We start from the raw sequence: 18438 nt of genomic DNA on the forward strand, positions 1-18438 counted from the left end.
GTCGCGCCCCAGTTCTCGTGGCGTGCCCCGATTGTTCATGGGAACAGTCTAGGAACGCACTAGGGTGGGGCGGCATGGGTCCCCACTTCACAGCTTGGGTCACGAAGGTCAGCGACGAGGCCATCCGAGCTTCCTGGGGCGATGCCACGTTCCTGCGGGGACGTTCCTACGAGGCTGCCGGGCACGTCCTGAAGTACTCCACGGACCGCATCGGCTCCATCGAAGCGGTGGTCAAGGGCAGTGGAAGAAAGGTCTACCGGACGTTCCTCCACCACGACCACCGAGGGATCAACAGCGCCTGCTCGTGTCCGATGAGGATGGGGTGCAAACACGCCGTGGCGGTGTTGCTGGCCGCACGGAAATCGGCGATGGAAACCGTTTCCCCGGCGTCCTCCTGGGAGAACGCGCTGGCCGGGCTGCTGCCAGCAACCGAGACCAATGGGAGGGCCGTAGAACTCGGCCTGGAGTTCCGGATCGACGGTCCACTGGAGCAGCCGAACGGACTGGCGTTGCGTCCCCTGCGGCTCGGGAAACAGGGCTGGATCAAATCCCAGGCCGGCTGGTTGGACATCGTCACGAATTACCGGGGGGTGAGCTACGAACCCGCGCAACGCGAGGTCCTGCTGCAGATGGCGAGGCTCACGGGGCATCACCAGTACACCTACAGTACCCCGGCCTCGGTTTCCCTGTCCGACCTCGGCCCACTGGGCTGGTCGCTCCTGAGCCAGGGCATGGACGCCGGAATCCAACTGATCGCGGGCCAGGGATTCCAGGACGTGGAGGTCGGATTCGAACCGGTCAGGATCTGGCTGGACGTCGATCTCCGAGACGACGGATCGCGACAGCTCGCGATGTCCGGGGACCTGGGGCCGGTGCCCCCGGGTAGTCGGCGATTCCTGATCGGGGAACCGGCCCACGGGGTGGGGGAGCTGGGACCGGGAGGCCGGTTGCGTCTGCGCCCACTGGCCGGGACGGTACCCGACGCGATTCGCGGGTTGTTCAACCGGAACCTGGCGGTCACGATCCCGGCCCAGGACGCAGGGCGGTTCCAGCTGATGTATCTCCCGGCACTGGTGCAGAGAGGACTCGTCCCACCGGGCACGTGGGACCCGGAAGACCTCCCACACCCAGAACTGACCCTCGGTCTGACCCACGAACCCGGCCACCGGATGCTGCTCGAATGGGGTTTCAGGTATGTAGCGGGGGAAACCGCCGTCGATGTTGCGTTTCATCCCCGGGTGGGGGAGGCCTTCCGGGACCAGGAGGCCGAGCAAATCCTGGAGGAGGTCGCGCTCCGGTTGGTCGGGGAGTACCCGACCCTGCGGGAACCGCACTGGCAACGACTGAATCCGGATGCGACGGTGATCCGGGCCGATGCGGCAAGGTTCGTCACCGAGACCCTGCCCCTCCTGGAGGGGGAGGGAGTCATCGTCACCCACCACGGCGAGACCCCCGAGTACTCGCGTGCCACCGAGGCCCCCGTGGTTTCGGTCGGCGCGGAGGACACCGGCGACAACGACTGGTTCAACCTCCACGTCCGGGTCACCGTCGCCGGCCGCGACGTGCCCTTCGAACAGCTCTTCCGGGCGCTCGCCGCGGGCGATGAGGCGATGCTGCTGGACGACGGGACATGGTTCCCGCTGGACCGCCCCGAACTCGACCGGTTGCGGCAGCTCCTCGCGGAGGCCCGGGAACTCGTGGACCCCGGCCCGGGAGGGCAACTGCGGATCAGCGCATACCAGGCAGGCCTTTGGGAGGAACTCGCGGAACTGGGGGTCGTGGAGGAACAGTCACGGCGCTGGCGGGAACGCGTGCAGACCCTGCTGAGCCTCGGCTCCGAGGAGACGAGGACCACGGTCCCGGACGGGCTGGACGCGGTGCTGCGGCCCTACCAGGAGCAGGGACTCGCCTGGCTCGCCGCGCTCTGGGACGCGGACCTCGGCGGCGTGCTCGCCGACGACATGGGGCTCGGGAAAACCCTTCAGAGCCTGGCCCTGCTGGAACGCGCCCGGGAACTCGGCCAGCTCGACGACACGCCGGTGCTCGTCGTGGCCCCCGCCAGCGTCGTCGGCACCTGGGCGGAGGAAGCCGCCCGGTTCGCGCCCGGCCTGAGGGTCGCCGTCATCCGGGCCACCCGGGCCCGGCGGGGCACGGAACTGGCCGAGGAGATCCGCGGCACGCACCTGGTGGTCACCTCCTACACCCTCCTTCGCATGGAGGACGAGGCATACCTGGAACAGAAATGGCGTGGCCTGGTGCTGGACGAGGCCCAGTTCGTCAAGAACCACCGCTCCCGCACCTATCAGGTGGCGCGCCGCATCGGGGCCCCGTTCACCCTGGCCATCACCGGCACCCCGCTGGAGAACTCCCTCGGCGACCTGTGGTCGATGTTCTCGCTCGCCGCGCCGGGGCTGTTCCCGCGTCTGGAGGGTTTCACCGAGAACTACCGCAAACCGGTGGAGAAAAACGGCGAGACCGATGTCCTGGGGCGGCTGCGCGCCCGGATCCGGCCGTTCATGCTGCGCCGCACCAAACGCGAGGTGGTGAAGGAACTACCCGAGAAGGTGGAACAGATCACGCGGCTGGAACTCACCCCGGCGCACCGGCGCCGCTACGACCAGCACCTGACCCGGGAACGCACCCGGGTTCTCGGGATGCTCGAGGACATGGACCGCAACCGGGTGGCGATCTTCCGGGCCCTGACGAAACTGCGACAACTCGCCCTGGATCCCCGCCTGGTGGACACCGATCTGCCTCCCACCCCGTCGGCGAAGATCACCGCCCTGCTGGGACAGATCCGGGAACTGGCCGAGGAGGGGCACCGCGCGCTGGTGTTCTCCTCCTTCACCGGGTTCCTGAAGCTGGTGCGCGGGGCACTGGAGGCGGAGGGCATCGAATACGTCTACCTCGACGGGCGCACCCGCGACCGGCCCGCCCGCATCGCGCGGTTCCGGGAAGGAGACGCCCCGGTGTTCCTGATCTCCCTGAAGGCCGGTGGCTTCGGGCTCACCCTCACCGAGGCCGACTACGTCTTCGTGCTGGACCCGTGGTGGAATCCAGCCGCCGAGAACCAGGCCGTCGACCGGGCACACCGCATCGGCCAGACCCGGGCGGTCAACGTCTACCGCATGGTCTCGGCGGACACCATCGAGGAGAAGGTAGTGGCCCTGCAGCAGCGCAAACGCGACCTGTTCGCATCCGTCGTCGACACGGGGGAGTTCCGCAGCGCAGCCATCACCGCCACCGACATCCGGGGTCTGCTGGAATAGAGCAATGCCCGAAGGACACGTCATCCACCGCCTCGCCAACACCTTCCAAGAAGACTTCGCCGATCACGAGGTGCGGGTCAGCTCCCCGCAGGGAAGGTTCGCCGATGAGGCCGCCGCCCTTGACGGCCACACCCTCACCGGCGCCGAGGCCGTCGGGAAACACCTGTTCATCAACTTCGACGTTCCAGGAGCCAACCGCATCCACATCCACCTGGGGCTGATCGGGAAACTCGGTTTCGCCCCGGTAGCCGAGCCCGTCGGGCAGGTGCGGCTGCGGATCGTGGCCGACGACCGGGCCGCCGACCTGCGCGGCCCGCAGTGGTGCCGGCTGATCACCGAGGACCAGTACCAGAAGGTTCTCGCGGACTCCGGCCCTGACCCGTTGCGCGGCGACGCCGACCCCGCCCGCGGGTGGGCGCGGATCCGCAGATCTGGCAAGTCCATCGCCTCTCTGCTGCTGGATCAGCGGGTCGCCGCAGGGGTGGGCAACATTTTCCGCGCCGAGGTGTTGTTCCGCCACGGCATCGACCCCACCATCCCGGGCCGGGAGATCGACGAGGCCACCTGGAAAGTGCTGTGGGAGGACCTGGTGGGTTTGATGGCGGTGGCTCTGGAACGCGGCCGAATCGACACCGTCGCCGATGAACACGGACCCGAGGCCCAGGAACGCCCTCCCAGGGTGGACGCCCACGGCGGCGAGGTCTACGTGTACCGGCGCGCCGGGCAGCCCTGCCTGGTGTGCGGAACCGAGGTGTGCACCACCGTGCTGGAGGGACGAAACCTCTACTGGTGCTCAAGGTGCCAGCGATCCCATCGCGCTTCCGACTAATCTGTTCGGCATGCATTTCAGCGCCTTCGACGCCTACCTCTTCGACCTGGACGGGGTCATAACTCCAACCGCTGAAGTCCACATGAAGGCCTGGGGCGAGATGTTCAACGCCTTCCTGGCCGGTTTCCCCGGCCAGGAACCGTGGACCGATGCCGACTACTTCGCTCATGTGGACGGAAAACCCCGATACGACGGTGTCCGCGACTTCCTCGCCTCCCGCGGCATCGAGCTGCCCGAGGGCGATCCCTCGGATGCCGCGACCGAGCAGAGCATCTGCGGCCTAGGGAATCGCAAGAACGAGACTTTCAACGAGATCATCCGCCGCGACGGCGTCGCTCCCTATCCCGGATCCGGGGCGCTCATCGATGCGCTCCGGGCACGAGACGCGAAACTGGCCGTCGTCTCATCATCGCGCAACGCCGTGCCGGTTCTGCGCGCCGCGGGACTGGATGCGGCCTTCCCCGTGATCGTCGACGGGAACGTCGCTAAGGAACAGGGCCTGGCCGGCAAACCCGCCCCCGACACCTTCGAATACGCGGCTAAGCAGCTGGGGGTGGAGCCGTCCCGGGCCGTCGTGGTCGAGGACGCCCTGTCCGGGGTGGCCGCCGGTGCCGCCGGTGGGTTCGGGCTCGTCGTCGGGGTGGACCGGGGGGTCGGTCCCGAAGCCCTGCGCCGGGCCGGCGCGGGCCTGGTGGTCGCGGACCTCGGGGAGCTGGTGGCCTGATGCGCTGGATCTCCTCCGACCCGCTGAACCGTTTCCGTTTCCCCGTCGACGACTGGCGTTTCGTCGAGGTGGAACCCGGACTCGACGACCTGGGCGTCACCGAGACCCTGTTCTCCATCGGCAACGGCTACCTGGGGATGCGCGGCAACCCCGAGGAGGGACGCAAGTCCTACTCGCACGGCACCTTCATCAACGGTTTCCACGAGACCTGGACCATCAAGCACGCCGAGGAGGCCTTCGGGTTCGCGAGCACAGGGCAGACCATCGTGAACGTGCCCGACGCGAAACTCATCAAGATCTACGTCGACGACGAACCACTCACCCTCGGACAGTCGGACCTGGACCACTACGAACGCGCCCTCGACTTCCGCGCGGGATGCCTGACCCGTGACCTGGTGTGGCGCACCCCGGCCGGCAAACGGGTGAAAGTGAGTTCCCGTCGCATGGTCAGTTTCACCGATCGGCACCTGGCTCTGTTCGAGATCGAACTGACCATGCTGGAAGGTGACGCACCGATCGTTCTCAGCTCCCAGGTGGTCAACCGCCAGGACGGTTTCGACGACTACCGCCAGCCGAGGAACGAGGAAGGCTTCGACCCGCGGCGCGCGGGCAAGTTCGACGGCCGGGTGCTGCAACCGCGCGGCCAGTGGCACGACGACCAGCGGATGGCGCTCGGCTACGAGACCACCGACTCCGGCATGACGCTGTGCGTGGCCGCCGAGCACACCCTCGACACCGCGAACCCCTACGAGGTGCTCTCCCGCATCGAGGAGGACCAAGCAAAACAGGTCTACCGCATCACGGCGCGCGAAGGGGTGCCGATCATCATCCGCAAGGCGGTTTCCTACCACACCTCGCGCGGGGTGCCCGTCACGGAACTGTTCGACCGCTGCCGTCGCACCCTCGACCGGGTGAGCGAGTGGGGTTTCGACTCGTTCTTCGAGGGGCAGCGCGCCTGGCTCGACGACTTCTGGGCCAATTCGGACGTCGAGGTGGGCGGCCAGCCGGCCATCCAGCAGGCCGTCCGCTGGTGCCTGTTCCAGCTGGCCCAGGCAACGGCCCGCTCCGACCAACTCGGTATTCCCGCCAAGGGAGTGACCGGTTCCGGCTACGAGGGACACTACTTCTGGGACACCGAGATCTACCTGGTGCCCTTCCTGACCTACACGGCCCCCAGGGTCGCCCGAAACGCCCTGCGCTACCGGGTCGGTCTGCTGCCGAAGGCCAGGGAACGGGCCCAGATGCTCAGCCAGGAAGGGGCGCTGTTCCCGTGGCGCACCATCAATGGTGAGGAGGCGTCCGCCTACTACGCCGCGGGAACCGCGCAGTACCACATCGATGCCGACATCGCGCACGCCTTCGCCAAGTACCGCGACATCACCGGGGACGTGGACTTCCTGTACCGCGACGGAGCCGCGGTGCTGGTGGAGACCGCCCGGATGTGGGCCGACCTGGGTTTCTGGCGTACCGAGGCCGACGGGTCGCAGCGATTCCACATCCACGGCGTCACCGGGCCCGACGAGTACACCGCCGTGGTGAACAACAACATGTTCACCAACGTGATGGCGCGCGCCAACCTGAAGCTCGCCGCCGACCTGGTGCAGGAACTCGAAGAGGCCGATCCGCTCTGCTGGGACCGGCTGGTGCAGACCTTGGACGTGGCCCCGGAGGAGGTCGAGGAGTGGCGGGCCTGCGCCAAGGGCATGGTCATTCCCTTCGACGAGACCTTCGGGATCCATCCCCAGGACGAGAAGTTCCTGTCCAGCGAGCTGTGGGACCTGGAGAACACCCCGGCCGACAAGTTCCCGCTGTTGCTGCACTTCCATCCCCTGGTGATCTACCGGTTCCAGGTGCTCAAGCAGGCCGACGTGGTGTTGGCGTTGTTTCTGCAGGGCGACCAGTTCACCAAGGAGCAGAAACGCGCCGACTTCGAGTACTACGACCCGATCACCACGGGGGACTCCACCCTGTCCGGGGTGGTTCAGTCGGTGATCGCCGCCGAGGTCGGCTACCAGGACATGGCCATGCAGTACTTCCTGACGGGACTCTACGTGGATCTGGCGGATCTGCACGCCAACTCCCGGGACGGCGTGCACATCGCATCCACCGGTGGGGTGTGGAACGCGTTGGTGTTCGGTTTCGGCGGACTGCGTGACTACCACGGCGACATCAGTTTCGATCCGCGGCTGCCGAGAAGCTGGGAATACCTGCGTTTCCCCCTCCAGGTTCGCGAATCGAAACTGCGGGTGCTGCTGGAACGCGAGGCCATTTCCGTTGAGGTGGAAGCCGGGGGACCGGTGGAGGTCAACGTGCGTGGGCAGCGGCTCGTCGTCCATCCCGGCGTACCGACCCGGATTCCCCTGGAACACCAGGGCGAGGAACTGCCTTCGTTGACGGGACGCCATCCCGTCACGGGTGGGCGCCGCTTCGACGGCTCCGTCATCACCGCGAACGTGCCCGAGGCCCCCCACGACCAGGATCTGGTGGTGGTCGACTGAACGCGGAACGGACTCTCGTCATTCCCACCGGGGCCGGAACGGTCCGGGTGGAGGCGCCCGAGGGATGCGTGAGGGTTCCCACCGACGAACCCTCACGCTGGGTGTTCGAATCCCGCGACGTCCTGGCCGAGGTGCGTTTCCGGTCCGGGGAACGCCAAGCCTTGGAGTTCACCCTCCAGGGCCTGGGGGAAACCGTGGTCGAGACGCAGGGTTTCAGGTTCGTCGTCGAGGGCTGTGTGGTCGGCTGGCTGGCCGGGGCGACGGGCCGGATGTTGCTGGACGGCGCCGCCTGGGTGATGCTCAGCGGCTGGTGCGGCGAGGGCGGAACCGGCCCCGAGGGACGCGTCGCCCTGGTCCTCGGGGAGAGCACCGTGGCCCCGGGGCGGCGGGTGTGGTCGCGCTGGCGGCTGTACCCCGAACCCGAGATCCCACCCCTGCCCGCATGGCTGCCCCCGGAACGCTACCTCCCGGAGGGTGAGGCCGTCGAGGTGCCCGACCTGGACGTCGCGTGCACGGGAAACGGTCTCGGTTTCGAGACCGTCGACGACGGCAGCCTGGTGCGTGGCCCCATCGGCTGCCACGAGCTCGCGATCCACGGTTCCAATGGGGTCAGCTCCCTGGAGATCGGCTGGTACCCGCCCATGGAGCAGCTGGTCTCGAAGGCCCTGGGGCGGGCAGGCACCCGCCCCGACCTGGAGGCATGGTTGCTCAGCTGGCTGCTCGCCCAACCGGGCCTGGAGGAGCGGGAACAGCTGCTGGACCGACTCGACCTGGCCCTGGGACACTGCCTGGAAAACCCGGTTCTGTGGGGTGTGCTGGCCGGTTTGCGCGCATCCCAGATCACCGACCTGCCGATCCGGGACGAGGTGGAGGCGGCCGCCAGCGGATTCAGCGTGGAGGAGGCGCTGGCCGCGGAGGGACCGGCCAACGGTGCCGCACTGACCTCGCATCCCAGTTCCGCCCGGATGGATTTCACCGCCCGGGACGTGACGCTGACCCGGTTCCGGCTCGACGGAAAACCCGAATCCCCGGCCCACCAGGAGCTCGGACACGGGTTGCGGACCGCCGAGGCGCGGCTGCGATGCGCCCTGTTCGCCGATCCCGACCCCGAGGCCGTCGCGTGGCTGTTGTTGGGTTCCCCGCTAGGCTGAATGGACATGGAGACCTCGCGAGACACCGACCAACCCCCACGCACGCTGGGACAGGTCGTGGGGGCGACGCTGGTGCTGCTGCTCGCCATGGTGGTTTTCACCATGGTGATCTCCGGCAGTTTCCGAAACTACCTGCAGGAGTGGCTGGGGCCCTGGCTGCTGGCATCGGCGATCGCCATGGGTGCGTTGTCGCTGTGGACCCTGCTGGACGCCACCGACAAACTCGCCGGGTTGAAACGCGGCACCCACGGACACGGCTCCCCGAAGGTCGCGGCGCTGCTGTTGCTGCCCGCCCTGCTGTTCGCGGTCTCGGCCCCCGCCTCGCTGGGGGCGAACGCGGCCGACAGCACCGCGGCGAAACCCAGGTCGAGTGCATCCGACCTGATTGAGTTCCCCCCGCTGCCGACGGACTCCGTCACCGAGATGTCCGTGCAGGACTTCGAGGACCGCTACGCCTTCGGGGACCCGAAACTGCTCGCCGGACGGCCCGTGCGGCTGCTCGGTTTCGTCGCCGAACAGTCGACCCTCCCGGAGGGGCAGTGGAGCGTGAACCGGTTCCGCATCTACTGTTGCGTCGCCGACGCATCCCTGTTCACCGTCCCCGTCGAGGGGGTCGCGAAACCCGAGGGCGACGACGTCTGGGTCGAGGTGGAGGGGGTCATCAACCTCGACGCCAGCAAGGAACATCCCGTGCTGACCGCGTCCAATGTCAAGGTGATCCAGCAACCGGAGGACCCCTACCTGTGAGAAACACCTTCGTCAGGGTCTGGGCGCTGCCGTTCGCCGGTGTCGCCGTCATCATCGCCCTTCTCTGGGTGACCGCAGTCCGCGGCCCGCTCCTGCCCCTGGACGGCGGCGCGGCAACCTGGGGCACGCTCACCATGGGTGTCGTCGTCCAGGCCCTGCCCTTCCTGGTGCTAGGGGTGCTGGTGTCGGGATTCATCGCCGCCTTCGTCCCGAAGGACCTGCTGTCCAGGATCACCCCGAGATCCCCGCTGCTCGCGGTGCCCGCCGCGAGTGTTGCGGGCATGGTGCTGCCGGGTTGTGAATGCGCATCGGTGCCGGTGTCGCAGTCCTTGATGCGCAGGGGACTTCCCCAGAGCGCCGCTCTCGCTTTCCTGCTCGCGGCGCCAGCCGTCAACCCCGTGGTGCTCGTCGCCACGGCCGTCGCCTTCGCCGGCAGCAACCCGATGATGGTCTGGGCCCGGTTGATCGCATCCCTGGTGGCGGTGATCGCGGTGTGCTGGCTGTGGATCGGGGTCGGCAAGGCCGAATGGATGAAACCCCAGGAAGGACACGACCACGGTGGCCAGTCCCGGGCGGCGGTTTTCCGTGAGACTGCGATGCAGGACCTGCTGCAGGCGGGCGGTTTCCTGGTGATCGGGGCCGCCGTGGCGGCGCTCATGAAGGTGGCGGTGCCGGCCGGTTTCCTGACCTTCCTGACCGAGAACCTGTGGTTCGGGATCGTTGTCATGGCGTTGTTGGCGGTGCTGCTTTCGCTGTGTTCCGAGGCCGACGCCTTCGTCGCCGCCTCCCTGCCGGGGATCTCCCCGACGGCGCAGCTGGTGTTCCTCGTGGTCGGGCCGATGGTGGACGTGAAACTGTTCGCCATGCAGTCCGGGGCCTTCGGGGCGAGGTTCGCCACCCGTTTCATGCCGCTGACGTTGTTCGTGTGCATCTGGTCGGCTGCCGTGGTCGGAGCCGTGATGTTCGGAACCTTCTGACGGGTCGCCGGGCCGGCAGGGTTTTCCCGGAAACTGGTTTAACCGGCCCGTGGGGAGCTTCACGTATCTCCCCACGGGCGTGATCCCGGCGATCAGGCCGATGCCTCCTTCACCCAGGCGATGAAGTTGGCGGTGCCGTCGCCGGTGCGTTCGGCCATCGTGTGGCCCTGCCCCCACACCGTCGCGAAGTCCACCTTCGTGTTCCCGAGGGCCTGGAGGGCCAGCGCCAGGTTGATCTCGACCGTGCTGGCCGCGTCCCCCTGGGTGATGCCGGTCCGGATGCGCCAGTTCGGGGCAACTCGTGAACTGCCCTGCCCGCCCTGCGAATCAAGCAGGTAGTAGAGGGGGTCGTACATCTGCTCGCGGGAGAGCGCGTCGCCCCCGACCTCGTCGGTGGTTGCGAAATCGCTGTCCCACGTGGAGGCCGCATAGTCGCCGGACCAGCCGGTCAGTGACGAGTAGGTGGACTCGTTGGCCGCCAGCACATCGCGGGACAGTTTCGAGAAGTGAAGCCCCTGGGTGCCCTCGCCCAGCACGATGTTCTCGGTGGCGCTGCGATCCGGGGCGTCGAAAGCACCGACGTTTTTGCTGGGACTCTTCTGGCTGGTGACGAAACCCCGCAGGCCGGTGATGGTCGCGGTGTTGCTGGCCGAGTCATAGGTGACCCACGGGATTTCGCCGTTCAGGTACGCGATGTAGTCCTCCACCGTGTTGTAGGTGGTCGACAAACCGGACGACTCGCTGCCCGGGGGCTGACCCCCACCCGGGTTCTGTCCTCCCGGGGCCTCACCGGTGGGGGGAGTGCCGCCGCCATCGGAAGGACCGCCGCCCCCGCCACCGGGTTCCATGCCCGCCATCTGACGGGAACCGGGGGTGTAGGGGAAGGTGGTGTCGGCAAGGAAGTTGTTCAGGGAGGTGGTGATCTCGGCCACCACGTGGTCGTGGTAGCTGCCCGCCAGGTACACGCCCTCGCCGCTTTGTTCCAGTTTCAAAGCGGTGCCTCTCGAATCGGTCAGGCCGAGCCCGTTGACGGTCTCCGCGAACGCCGCCGCCAGGTCCTTGCCGTAGGCGGCGGTCCAGGTGCCCTCGGCGCGGGTCCCGCTGCTGACGAACTGACCCATGTTCCACTCGTAGGCGGCGTTGCCGACGTTCAGGCTGGCGATGGGACACCATGCCATCACGCCCGCGATCGCGTCGCTGATGGTGGTGCCGTCGCTGGAGGTCATGGCCGCGCCGAGGTGTTCCAGGTATCTGGTGTAGAGCGGCGAGTCACCGGAGGCGCCCATCACGGAGCTCTGCGCGCCGCCGCCGCTGTGCCCGAACACGAACATCTTGTCCATCGCGCCCGGCAGCGAGGCCGAGTTGTAGCGCAGGTAGCGCACCGCCGCCTTGAGATCGGTGACCCCCCAGGGGGCGTTTCCGGTGTAGGACTCGGAGTTCGAGTCCTTGCCGCGCAGACCCGCGTGGACGTAGATGAAACCGGCCGCCAGGTAGTCCGAGATCGAATCGTAGGAGTATTGGGTGGGTGGTTTCTGGGAGGCGTAGCCGGGGGTGTTGACCGGCAACACGATGGGTGCAGTGGCCGGGGTGAACCCGTTGACGCTGCCCGAGGTGTTGATCGCCACCTTGTGGGTGCCGTCGCCGTTGTCGGTGCCGGTGAAATATGCGCCCGGAACGTAGATCCCGAGGGTTTCGTAATCCGGTGCGGCCGGGGAAGCGACGTAGCTCAGACCGAGCTGGTAGTAGACATCATTGTCGGCGTCGTGGCTCCACTTGGCGTTGTTCAGGGCCAGGGTTCCCGCCGCTGCGGCACCCGAACCACCGGTGGATGCGGTTCCATTGCCGGAGGTCCCGCTGCTGCAGGCGGCCAGCCCGAGGCTGCTGAAGAGGGTTGCGGCGATGGCCGACCTGAACAGGGAACGACGACTGATATCCATGCTGACTCCTGGGATTTGTGCTGCCGGAATCACAGTCAACAGAGTGAACCTGTGTGTCTCCTGTCCGGTTTCTGTAGAACCGCCCAGAGCCTCCTCTCGGAGACTACCCAGTGGTTCCTGGAGGGAATCGCCCGGGATTTCCTGTTTCTCGTCGTATTCCTGCAGCCGGGTCCGTGCCCCGCCCGACACGCGATGTCCGAGACCGGCATCCCGAATGGCGATTCGTGCGCGAAAGGCGAATCGGTCCGGCCTTGGCGGGGAAGGGCGAACGAGCCGGATGCGCAAAAGATGCCGACCCGTTAAGGCGGGGTATAAATTGCCCGCAACGACAGGTTCGCTGAGAAACGCATGGGGGAGAGATGATCAGCGTGAAAACCGCTTGGCACAGGACTTGGTTGATGACTGCCTTGGTGGCTGGGCTCGTGGGGCTGGGGGTGTCCGGCTGCAACCTTGGGAACAAGGGGGCGGAATCAAATCGTGCGAAGCCGACGGCGACGGCCACCCGAACTCCTGTGGAAAACAAGACGACCGAGGCCGCATCCGAGAAGAAAACCGAAGTGGCGAAGACGACTGCGACCTCGGACCCCGCACCCAGCTCCGAGCAGACGGAGAAGTCGGAGAAGTCGGAGAAGAAGACCAAGTCGAGGGAAACCAAGTCGAGTTCTTCCGGAAAGGGCAAGGCGCACTACAAGAACTGTGAGGAGGCCAAGGAAGCCGGAGCCGCTCCGCTTCACGAAGGCGACCCCGGGTACAGTCGAAGACTGGACCGCGACGGCGATGGAATAGCCTGCGAAAAGTAGGAAAGGTTGGGGGTGTCCTGAGGGACACCCCCAACTCTCATCCAGCCGATTTCGCCACCAGGATTTCCCGGCGACGGGCCTTGAGGTGGTGCATCACGTCGTTTCCGCCCGTGCCGAAGTGGTCGTGCAGCCTGCGGTATTCGCGGTACAGGTCGTCGTAGGCCGCGACGTTTTCCGGGATCGGGGTGAAGATGGTCTCCGGGGTGGCCTCGCGATGGGCCATGACCGGTGCGGCCTCCCGCACATCGGCGTACTCGCCCGCCGCGACCGCGGCGTAGATCGCCGACCCGTGGGCTCCCGAGGCCACCGAGGGGCAGGTCGCCAACGGCAGGTTGGTCACATCCGCGTAGATCTGCATGAGCAGCGGGTTCTTCACCAGCCCGCCCGCCACCACCAGGTCCTTCACCTCGATGCCCGCGTCCCGGAAGGCCTCGATGATCACCCGGGTGCCGAAGGCCGTCGACTCCAGCAGCGCCCGGTACTGGTCCTCCGGGGTGGTGGTCAGCGTCGTGCCGAGCATGAGCCCCGTAAGTTCCGTGTCGTCCAGGATCGAGCGGTTCCCGGAGTGCCAGTCGAGCGCCAGCAGACCGTGCTCACCCACCTGCTGTTTCGCCGCCAACTCCGTGAGGTACTCGTGCACCCCGACCCCCCGGGCCGCTGCCGCCTCGACGTGCGACGGCGGGACGCAGTTGTTGACGAACCAGCCGAAGATGTCTCCCGTCCCGGCCTGCCCGGCCTCGTAACCCCACAGGCCCTTGACGATCCCGTCCGGCACGATGCCGCCGATTCCCGGGACCTCGCCGAAGCTCTCCGAGGTCATCATGTGGCACGTCGAGGTGCCCATGATCAGGGTGAGCTGTCCGGGTTCGCAGGCGTTCGCGGCGGGCACCGTCGCGTGGGCGTCGATGTTCGCCGCCGCGACGGCGATGCCCTCCGGCAGACCCGTCAACACCGCGGCCTCCGCTGTCAACGAACCGACCCGTTCGCCGGGACGCGCCACCGGGTGCGGCACCAGTTCCAGCAGGCGGGAGAAGCCCGGGGCCATCGCGTCGAGGACCTCCGCGGACGGGTACGAACCGTCGACGAAGTTGCCCTTGTAACCCGCAAGCGACATGGAAGCCGTCAGCTCGCCCGTGAGGAGCCGGACGATCCAGTCTCCCGCCTCGACGAAGTGACTGGCTGCGTCCCAGACCTCCCGGTCCTCCTCGAACAGAGCAAGGGCCTTCGCCAGCTGCCAGTCCGCCGAGACCTCGCCGCCGTAACGGGCGAGGGTTTCCGGGGCCAGCTCGGCCAGGACCTCGTTCACGACCTTCCCCTGCCGCTGGGATGCGTGGTGCTTCCACAGCTTCGCGTAGGCGTGGGGGCGTTTCTCGAACTCCGGCCGTTCGCACAGCGGCCGGTAGGCCTCGTCGGTGGGGAGGACCGTGCAGGAGGTGAAGTCGACGGCCAGGCCGACGACATCCGCGGCCTCCACTCCGGAGGCCTCCAAGGCCTCCGGAACCACCCTGCCCAGAACCTCCACGTAGTCTGCCGGCACCTGCAACGCCCAGTCGGGGGGAAGCGGCTGGCCCGCGAGTTCGCGGTCGATCACCCCGTGCGGGTAGGCGTGCTCGGCGCTTGCGAGGATCCTTCCATCGGCCACGGAAACCACAACGGCCCGTCCCGAAAGAGTGCCGAAGTCGATTCCTACGACTGTCTTGCTCATGGCGTCTCCTCCGTCTTTCCTGCTCAGTGTCCCGGGGCCTGGCGACCCCAGAAGCCATCGGGTGCGAACAATTCCTCCACCAGCTCACCCAGGAGATTGGTCTCCAGGGCGAGATCGAGAACGGTGTAGCGTTTGCGGATCATCTGGGCGCGGACATAGGTTTCGCGGAACCGGTCCCAGCCCAGGCCGATGTCCTGCGGATGGGCCGGGGCGCCCACCGCCCGCAGCATCTCCTGCAGCTCGGCGGCGGGCAGCAGCTGCTCCCGAAGCCTCACCGACAGCTCCGGCCACACCGCCACCAGCAACTCCAGGCGGGTCCGCAACTGTTCGGGCGGAAGCCACTTGGCGAGCGCCTGCACGACGGTTTCCTCGACCAGCCGGGGATCGGGGTGCAGCTCACGAACTCCGGTTTCCATCTCCTCCCGGGTGGGCCAGGCCGTAACGGCCGCGTCGATGTCCAAACCGGTGAGGTCCCGCGCCAGCAGCCGTTCGTAGAGGGCCGCGATCGCCACCGTGCCGATGCCGACCTTGAAACCGTGGGACAGGCGCCGGGGGGTGATGTCCACGCCGTGTCCCTCCATCTCCCACAGATGGCTGAACTGGTGTTCCGCCCCTGATGCGGGGCGGCTCGACTGGTGGGCCTGCATGGCCAGCCCGCTCATCAGGAGCCCCTCCACCAGCTCACCCGTCGCCGAGACGTCACCGACGGCGAGTTCCGCGGGCCGCGAGACCGCACCTCGCAGTGGACCCTGGACGAGCTCCCACACCCCCTGGTCGATGGCCTCGATCCCCAGCACGTCGGAGAGGATCCAGTCGGCCCCGGCCGGGATCTTGCCCAGCAGGTCGCCGTAACCGGAGGCCGTCATCACCTGCGGCGCGGCGGCCATCACGGTCAGGTCGGCGACGCAGCCACACGGGGCCGGGCAGCTCAACGTCTGCTTGAACCCGTCGAGGGCGATCGAGGAACCGAAAGCGGTGTAGCCGTCCATGGAGGCCGCGGTGCCGACCACCAGGTAGGGCCTGCCGAGTTCCCCGGAGGCCCGTTTCGTGATGTCGTTGAGCGTGCCGGAGCCGACGGCGACGGCGATCGCATCCACCGGCGCCAGGGCATCCCGCAGGGCCTCGCAGTTCTCGTATTTCGCGTACAGCTCGGGTTCCCCCGGGAAGATGTGCGGATCCACGAGCTCCACCCCCGCCGCTTCCAGGGCCTCGGAGACCCGTTTCCCGGCCAGCGCGAAGGTGCGTTCGTCCGCGACCACTATCGCCCGTGCCGCCCCGAACAGTTCCGTGAACACCTCTCCGGTCCGCTCCACGGCTCCCTCGCCGATCACCACGGCCCTGGTGTCGGTGGCGTTGCGTAACGCCCGGGTGATGAGATCCGTCATGTCAGCCCCGCTTCGCGTTCTCGTGATCCACCATGTCGTGGATCATGGGCTGGAGCTGCGGGTAGGTGTTGGCGTAGGCGTCGACGAAGTACTGGTACTCCTCGTGCCGCTGCTGATTGGGCTCCAGCAGGTCGATCTCGTGGACCATCTCCCTCGCGGCGGTCCCGAGATCGGGGTGGAGACCCGCGCCGACCGCCGCCAGCATGCAGGAACCCAGCACCACGGCGTCGCCGACCTCGGTCAGGGCGATCGGCACACCGGTGACGTCAGCGTGCATCTGCATCCAGTCGCGGCTCTTGGTGGCGCCACCCGCGGCGACGATCTTCTTCACCTCGAAACCCGCCGCCGACATGGCCCGCAGGTTGTGTGCGGTGCCGTAGCACACCGACTCCTGGATGGCGCGGTAGATGTGGGCGGGGCCGTGGTGCAGGGACAGACCCCAGATCACCCCGCGGGCCTTCGAGTCGGTGTACGGGGTGCGGTTGCCCTGGAAGTACTCGTTGATGATGAGACCGTCGGATCCGGGCGGCAGGTCCTTCGACTGCTTGTTGAGGATGTCGTAGACGTTGAGCCCGGTGGCCTCCGCCGCCTGGATCAGGTCGCGGGCGAAGTTGTCCTTGAACCACTTCAGGACCGAACCGGTGGAGACCTGACCGCCCTCGACGGTGTACTGGCCCTTGACCACGCCGTCGGTGTAGGCGCCGAAGAATCCCTTGCCGTGGATCGGTTTGTCGGTCTGTCCCGTCAGGACGTGGGAGGAACCGGTGATCAACGCCATCACCCCCGGATCGACGACCCCCAACCCGATCTGCCCGGCCCAGGCGTCGGCCGGTCCCTGGGCGACGGGGGTGCCGGGGTGCAGGCCGAGGAGCTGCGCCGCGATCACCGACAGCTCACCGACCGGGGTGCCCAGATCGACCACCTTCTCCGGGATCTTGTCGAAGACATCGCCGCAGCCGATGGTTTCGTAGAAGTCGACGGGCCAGCCGCCGTGGTCGCGGTTGTAGTACATGCGCAGCGCGGCCGAGTTGATGTTGGTGGTCCACTCGCCGGTCAGTTTGTAGGTCACCCAGTCGGGGGCGTCGACCAGCCGGAAGGCCGCATCGTAGGTCTCGCGTTCGTTCTCCCGCAGCCAGGCGGCCTTGAACGGGTACCACTCGGCGGTGGCCGGGGCGGTGCCGCGACCGTTGTAGAGGCGCGCCACCGATTCCGACTTCTCCGCGCGGGCGGCCTGCTCGGTGGCGCGCACATCCATCCACATGATGGCGGGGCGGAGGGCCTCGCCGCGTTTGTCCATGGCCACGACGGTCATGGTGGTGGCGTCGTAGGAGATGCCCTTGATGGCGGAGGGGGAGACACCGGAGGCGGCGATCACCTTGCGGCACGAGGCCTGCAGCGCCTCCCACCACTCCTCCGGGTCCTGTTCGGCCCAGCCGGGGTGGGGGTGGGTGGTGCGGTACGCGGTGGCGGCGAAGGAAACCGGCCGGCCGGCCAGGTCGAAGATGGCGGCCCGCACGCTCTCGGTGCCGAAGTCAATGCCGAGGAGGTAGGTGTTGTCGGTCATCAGTGGTCCTTCCAGTTCGTTTCGGTCCAACCGAGCTCGTCCCACAGGCGCTGGGGGATTAGCCGGTCGACGCGGTCGAGTACATAGGTGGGTTGGTGGTCCTCGTCGAGGGCGGCGACGTCGTCGGGGGTCGTTTCGCCCGTGAGCACCAGGCAGGAGGCCATGCCGGTGTCGAGGGCCATCTGGATGTCGGTGTGGAGGCGGTCGCCGACCATGACGCAGGCGGCGGGATCCACGTCGAGACCCTGGAGGGCCTCCTCCAGCATGATGGGGGAGGGTTTGCCCAGGTTCGCCACCGATTTCACGCCCGTGCAGGCCTCGATGGCTGCGGTGATCGCGGCGCAGTCCGGTTCCCCGCGGCCGCCCGGGAACGGGCAGAACCGGTCCGGGTTGGTCTGGATGAGGATGGCGCGCCGGTGGAACCAGATCGCGTCGAAGGCGATCTGGAGCTTGGAGTAGTCGAAGGTGCGGTCGTAGGAGGCGATGACGATGTCTATCCGCTCGGGGTCGTCGCTCAACCTGAACCCGGCCTCGACCAGGGCCCGTTTCAGCGGTTCCTCACCCACCACGAACAGCGTGGCCTCCGGATGGTGTTCCTGCAGCCAGCGGGTGGTGGTGACAACCGTGTTCGCGATGTCCGAGATGTCGGTGGGCAGCCCCAGCCGGGTCAGTTTCTCGACGTACTGCCGCGGATCCTTCGTCGGGTTGTTCGACAGGAAACGCACCGGGATTCCGCGGCGACGCAGTTCCCCGATCAACCGGGCCGCACCGGGCAGCAGGTGATCACCCAGATAGATGGTTCCGTCCAGGTCGAAGACATATGCCTGGTGCAGCTCGGTCGGGAGCATCGGG

General features: G+C 67.4%; 13 protein-coding genes. 8 read left to right on the top strand and 5 right to left on the bottom strand.

Translation table 11 applies throughout. The features are described from left to right. Positions 1 to 74: 74 nt before the first annotated feature. The 7 genes from ACO6D6_RS07510 to ACO6D6_RS07540 all read left to right on the top strand — a co-directional run bounded on the left by ACO6D6_RS07510 (position 75) and on the right by ACO6D6_RS07540 (position 10195). A complete protein-coding gene (locus tag ACO6D6_RS07510) occupies positions 75 to 3269 on the top strand; it encodes a DEAD/DEAH box helicase (RefSeq protein WP_484784579.1) in 3195 nt (1064 codons plus the stop codon). 4 nt (positions 3270 to 3273) lie between these two features. Then, a complete protein-coding gene (locus tag ACO6D6_RS07515) occupies positions 3274 to 4098 on the top strand; it encodes an Fpg/Nei family DNA glycosylase (protein ID WP_484784581.1) in 825 nt (274 codons plus the stop codon). Positions 4099 to 4108: 10 nt separating this feature from the next. Beyond that, positions 4109 to 4822, top strand: coding sequence for an HAD family hydrolase (locus ACO6D6_RS07520; protein WP_484784583.1), 714 nt, complete (start codon positions 4109 to 4111; stop codon positions 4820 to 4822). Beyond that, positions 4822 to 7320, top strand: coding sequence for a glycoside hydrolase family 65 protein (locus ACO6D6_RS07525; RefSeq protein ID WP_484784585.1), 2499 nt, complete (start codon positions 4822 to 4824; stop codon positions 7318 to 7320). The genes ACO6D6_RS07520 and ACO6D6_RS07525 overlap by 1 nt, the downstream gene beginning before the upstream one ends. 68 nt (positions 7321 to 7388) lie before the next feature. Next, on the top strand, positions 7389 to 8471 hold the full coding sequence (locus ACO6D6_RS07530; protein WP_484784587.1) for a hypothetical protein: 1083 nt from the start codon (positions 7389 to 7391) through the stop codon (positions 8469 to 8471). A 6-nt stretch (positions 8472 to 8477) separates the two neighbouring features. Beyond that, positions 8478 to 9218, top strand: coding sequence for a TIGR03943 family putative permease subunit (locus ACO6D6_RS07535; protein WP_484784589.1), 741 nt, complete (start codon positions 8478 to 8480; stop codon positions 9216 to 9218). Continuing rightward, on the top strand, positions 9215 to 10195 hold the full coding sequence (locus ACO6D6_RS07540) for a permease (RefSeq protein ID WP_484784590.1): 981 nt from the start codon (positions 9215 to 9217) through the stop codon (positions 10193 to 10195). Before ACO6D6_RS07535 ends, ACO6D6_RS07540 begins: the two co-directional genes overlap by 4 nt. A gap of 92 nt (positions 10196 to 10287) precedes the next feature. On the opposite strand, the gene ACO6D6_RS07545 is transcribed toward ACO6D6_RS07540, so the two are convergent. Continuing rightward, on the bottom strand, positions 10288 to 12132 hold the full coding sequence (locus ACO6D6_RS07545; RefSeq protein ID WP_484784592.1) for a subtype A tannase: 1845 nt from the start codon (positions 12130 to 12132) through the stop codon (positions 10288 to 10290). Between the two features lie 557 nt (positions 12133 to 12689). Between ACO6D6_RS07545 and ACO6D6_RS07550 the strand changes: the two genes are divergently transcribed. Next, entirely contained in the window at positions 12690 to 12932 is a 243-nt protein-coding gene (locus ACO6D6_RS07550) for an excalibur calcium-binding domain-containing protein (RefSeq protein ID WP_484784594.1), read from the top strand. A 37-nt stretch (positions 12933 to 12969) separates the two neighbouring features. Here ACO6D6_RS07550 and ACO6D6_RS07555 read toward each other — a convergent pair whose 3' ends face one another. The 4 genes from ACO6D6_RS07555 to ACO6D6_RS07570 are packed head-to-tail and all read right to left on the bottom strand — an operon-like array spanning position 12970 to position 18434. Then, positions 12970 to 14637: a ribulokinase gene (locus tag ACO6D6_RS07555; protein ID WP_484784596.1), complete on the bottom strand. Its 1668-nt coding sequence runs from the start codon at positions 14635 to 14637 to the stop codon at positions 12970 to 12972. Between the two features lie 23 nt (positions 14638 to 14660). Next, positions 14661 to 16022 carry a sn-glycerol-1-phosphate dehydrogenase gene (locus ACO6D6_RS07560; protein ID WP_484784598.1) on the bottom strand — a complete coding sequence of 454 codons (1362 nt, stop codon included), beginning with the start codon at positions 16020 to 16022 and terminating at the stop codon, positions 14661 to 14663. A gap of 1 nt (position 16023) precedes the next feature. Next, positions 16024 to 17586, bottom strand: coding sequence for an FGGY-family carbohydrate kinase (locus ACO6D6_RS07565; RefSeq protein WP_484784599.1), 1563 nt, complete (start codon positions 17584 to 17586; stop codon positions 16024 to 16026). Continuing rightward, positions 17586 to 18434, bottom strand: a complete 849-nt coding sequence (locus ACO6D6_RS07570; RefSeq protein ID WP_484784601.1) for an HAD-IIA family hydrolase — start codon at positions 18432 to 18434, stop codon at positions 17586 to 17588. Before ACO6D6_RS07570 ends, ACO6D6_RS07565 begins: the two co-directional genes overlap by 1 nt. Positions 18435 to 18438 lie beyond the last annotated feature (4 nt).

The sequence above is a fragment of the Arachnia sp. genome, assembly GCF_057238465.1.

Bases quoted from the DNA above. Each gene is read 5' to 3' on its own strand.
- ACO6D6_RS07510 (WP_484784579.1), top strand. From the start codon at position 75: ATGGGTCCCCACTTCACAGCTTGGGTCACGAAGGTCAGCGACGAGGCC.
- ACO6D6_RS07515 (WP_484784581.1), top strand. From the start codon at position 3,274: ATGCCCGAAGGACACGTCATCCACCGCCTCGCCAACACCTTCCAAGAA.
- ACO6D6_RS07520 (WP_484784583.1), top strand. From the start codon at position 4,109: ATGCATTTCAGCGCCTTCGACGCCTACCTCTTCGACCTGGACGGGGTC.
- ACO6D6_RS07525 (WP_484784585.1), top strand. From the start codon at position 4,822: ATGCGCTGGATCTCCTCCGACCCGCTGAACCGTTTCCGTTTCCCCGTC.
- ACO6D6_RS07535 (WP_484784589.1), top strand. From the start codon at position 8,478: ATGGAGACCTCGCGAGACACCGACCAACCCCCACGCACGCTGGGACAG.
- ACO6D6_RS07545 (WP_484784592.1), bottom strand. From the start codon at position 12,132: ATGGATATCAGTCGTCGTTCCCTGTTCAGGTCGGCCATCGCCGCAACC.
- ACO6D6_RS07555 (WP_484784596.1), bottom strand. From the start codon at position 14,637: ATGAGCAAGACAGTCGTAGGAATCGACTTCGGCACTCTTTCGGGACGG.
- ACO6D6_RS07560 (WP_484784598.1), bottom strand. From the start codon at position 16,022: ATGACGGATCTCATCACCCGGGCGTTACGCAACGCCACCGACACCAGG.
- ACO6D6_RS07565 (WP_484784599.1), bottom strand. From the start codon at position 17,586: ATGACCGACAACACCTACCTCCTCGGCATTGACTTCGGCACCGAGAGC.
- ACO6D6_RS07570 (WP_484784601.1), bottom strand. From the start codon at position 18,434: ATGCTCCCGACCGAGCTGCACCAGGCATATGTCTTCGACCTGGACGGA.